This window comes from Mycobacterium sp. (assembly GCF_035314665.1).
Classification (GTDB): Bacteria; Actinomycetota; Actinomycetes; order Mycobacteriales; family Mycobacteriaceae; genus Mycobacterium.
In genome coordinates this window covers 1-3,220 of sequence record NZ_DATFZD010000092.1, presented here as the reverse complement: position 1 = coordinate 3,220, position 3,220 = coordinate 1, and the positions used below count along the sequence as shown (strand labels likewise).

Below are 3,220 nucleotides of genomic sequence, written 5' to 3'. Positions count from 1 at the left end.
GCTGTCCATCCGGGCGGGCCGGCCGGTGCGCAGAATCATTGGGGCGATGTGGTCGCCATCCAGCGGTAACCGCGCGCCAACTGCCGGCGGGCTTGGCAGGTCTTGGTTCAGGGCTGCAATAGCCTCTATGACGAGGAAGTCCCCGTCGTGGCGGATCACCGTTGCGTTGTAGGCGTCCAGACAACTGGCCATCTCCTCGGCCACCGCGTTGAACACCGCCGCAGGCTCCGCCTCGCGGGCGACCAGTTCGGCCACCCGGCGCAATGCCGTCTGCTGTCGAGCCAGCTGACCCAGGCTTTCACGGCTGGCGTTCAGTTGTTCGCGCGCCGCCGCATTGGCGATCGCGGTTGCCACTAACTCGGCGAAGTCTGCGATGCGTACCTCGGTGTCGGCGGGGAGTGGCTCTGTCCGCGACGCCACGGCGGCCACGCCCCACAGACGTGACCCGACAACGATGGGGACCGCGACCATGGATTGGATCCCAAATCTGCGGATGCGTGCCGCCGCAGCACCGGTCGCGTGCTCGTGGCTGTCCATCCGAGCGGGGCGGCCGGTGCGCCGAACCGTCACGGCGACGTGGTCGCCGTCCAGCGGGAACCGCTCACCCACCGCCGGCGGGTTCGGAATGTCAACGTCCGGGCGTCCAAGAGCGGCAATGACGATGGCATCACCGTCGTAACGGGCCACCGTTGCGTTGTAGGCGTCCAGACAACTGGCCATCTCCTCGGCCACCGCGTTGAATACCTCGGCAGGCTCGGCGTCACGGGCGACCAGTTCGGCCACCCGGCGCAACGCCGTCTGCTGTCGAGCCAGCTGACGCAGGCTGTCGCGGCTGGCATCCAGCTGTTCGCGCGCCGCCGTGTTGGCGATCGCGGTCGCGATCAGATCGGCGAAGTCTGCGATGCGCGTCTCGGTGTCGGATGGGAGCGGTTCCGGCCCCGAGGAGGCGGTACTGATCGCGCCCCACACCCGGCCGTCCACTACAACCGGAACACCGAGTGCCGTACCGATGCCAGCTTCGGGACTATCTTGGCGGGCGGGCTGGCCGGTGCTGAACACCGCCGCCAGGACACGGTCGTCCTCCCATGTCACGCGCCCGCCGACGGGCAGGGCCTGCAATCCAGGATCGTGCCGGGCGGCGAGGATGTTGGCCTCCCGGTCGTCTTCGTAGCGGTACAGCGCAGCGCTTGTAGCGTGCACGCATCGCGCCATTTCGTAGTAGACGGCTTCGAACACCTCCACCGGGCCGGCCTGGTGTGCGACGAGCGTTGCCACCCGCCGCAGGCCGGCCTGGTGCTCGGCGAGTTCCCCCAACGTGTCGCGGCTGGCCTGCAGTTCTTCGCGGCCGACAGCGGTGGCAATCGCAGTGGCGACCAGATCGGTGAAATCCGCGATGCGTTCTTCGGTATCCGCGGGCAGCGGATCGGCGTCAACCCTGCCGGCGCTCGCCATGCCCCAGACGCGGCTGCCGACGACGATCGGAACCCCGACGATCGATTGGACACCCACCTGTCGCATTCGGTCGGCGATCGCACCGCTGGCGTCGTCGTGGTTGTCCATCCGGGCCGGAAGCCCGGTGCGAAACACCCTCGTCGCAACGTTGTCGCCGTCAAGCGGCAAGCGCTCACCCGAAGACATCATGTCTTTGCTCTCCGGAACCCGCGCCAACGCCAGAACGGTGATCGCGTCGTCCTCGTAGCGGGACACCGCCGCGCCGGCGACGCGCAAACATCGGCCCATTTCCTCGGCCACCGCGCAGAACACCTCGTCGGGGCTCACGCCTTGAGCTACCAGCGTCGCGATCCGCCGCAGCGCCGACTGCTGTACGGCGAGCGCGCGCAACGCGTCGCTGCTGGCCTCGAGCATGGTCTGGGTTTCGCGTAGCTGCTCTTGTTCGGCGCGCGGCCGCGTGACATCGCGGCCAACGGCATAGAACAATCCCTGGTGTGGCGCCACGCTCCATTCGATCCATCGCGGGGAGCCGTCGCGGCTGGTGGCCCGATTCTCGAAACGAACGGGTCCGCGTCCATCGGTGAGCTCGTTGATCGGCTCTCGAAGCCTGGCCAAATCTTCCGTCGGCACTAAGTCGAATGGCGCGGGCGCCAAATCGTCGACCTGATAGCCCAGGGTCCGTTCGAAGGCAGGGTTGACCTGCAGCAGGTGGCCCTGGTCGGAAATCACCATGAGGTCGGACGACAGGTCGAAGAAACGCTCGAGCCTTTGACGGCTCTCGATCAAGCTCTTGTTGATGTTCTCCCGGTCCCGGGCGGCGGCGAGCAAGGCCTCGAGGGTGGGCACCACCTGGAGCAGGCGCTGGCGCGTCTCTCGGGCGAGATCGTTTGGTACCTGAAGGATGCCAAGCACCCCGTCGTCGTTATGCAGCGGGATAGCCGATCGCGAATACTCGCCGGCCGCCTCATTCAGGTCGATGCCCGCGAACTCCAATCTCAAAGAAGTAGCAAGGTGCTGGGCGGCAGCCTCGGCCGCGGACTGCAGATTGGCGGCGCGCAGCATCAGGTGAGCCAGGTCGGCCGCTAGTTCGGCCTCGCGGCGCCGGTCGGCGGTTGCGGCAGCCGCTACCGCGACACCGGCCACAAAGTTGCCCACCAGTGCGACGCCCATCAGGACGGCGTAGACGATCCCAACCGGGTCCCGGGGATCGACTTGCTTGAGGAGAACGGTGAGCACAGCTTCGACGATCAGAAACCCAGTAGCACCGGTGATCACCAGCCTGCGAGCAGGAACTGCCGACGGCCTCAGAAACGCACCGAGGCGCGCAGCCGTCAACGGCGGACTAGCAAGGCGCCGACTTCGGGGCGGCATGCAGTAAGTATGTATCTTTCGAGCGCCGAGCAAAGCCTCTCGCCGCGGAATGCCCCGCCGGCGGTGGTTGGGAACGCGCTACGACCCGCGTTCTCGGTCCGGCGTGGCGGCGCCGGTTAGTGGTCTGCGGCTGAGGGCGGCGTCGAGTTCGTGGCGTGAGCCAATACCGAGCTTGGCGAAGACGTTGCGCAGATGCCATTCCACGGTGCGGCCGCTCAGGAACAGTTCGGCGCCGATCTCGGGATTGGTGCGCCGTGTCCGCGCGAGCTGGGCGATCTGATGCTCTTGAGGGGTCAGTTCGACGCCCGGCTCCTCGCGGTGCGTGCGTACCTTCTCCCCGGTGGCCTCAAGCTCGCGGCGGGCGCGGTCGGCAAATGCGTTGGCGCCCATGGCCGAA

Annotated in this window: 2 protein-coding genes; both read right to left on the bottom strand. The window is 67.3% G+C overall.

The genetic code is table 11. From position 1 onward, the window contains the following. Positions 1-2,823: GAF domain-containing protein (locus tag VKI00_RS06830; protein WP_324436236.1), on the bottom strand; the 2,823-nt coding region annotated here is incomplete at its 3' end. A gap of 78 nt (positions 2,824-2,901) precedes the next feature. Continuing rightward, on the bottom strand, positions 2,902-3,220 hold a 319-nt coding region (locus tag VKI00_RS06825), incomplete at its 5' end, for a helix-turn-helix transcriptional regulator (RefSeq protein ID WP_324436235.1).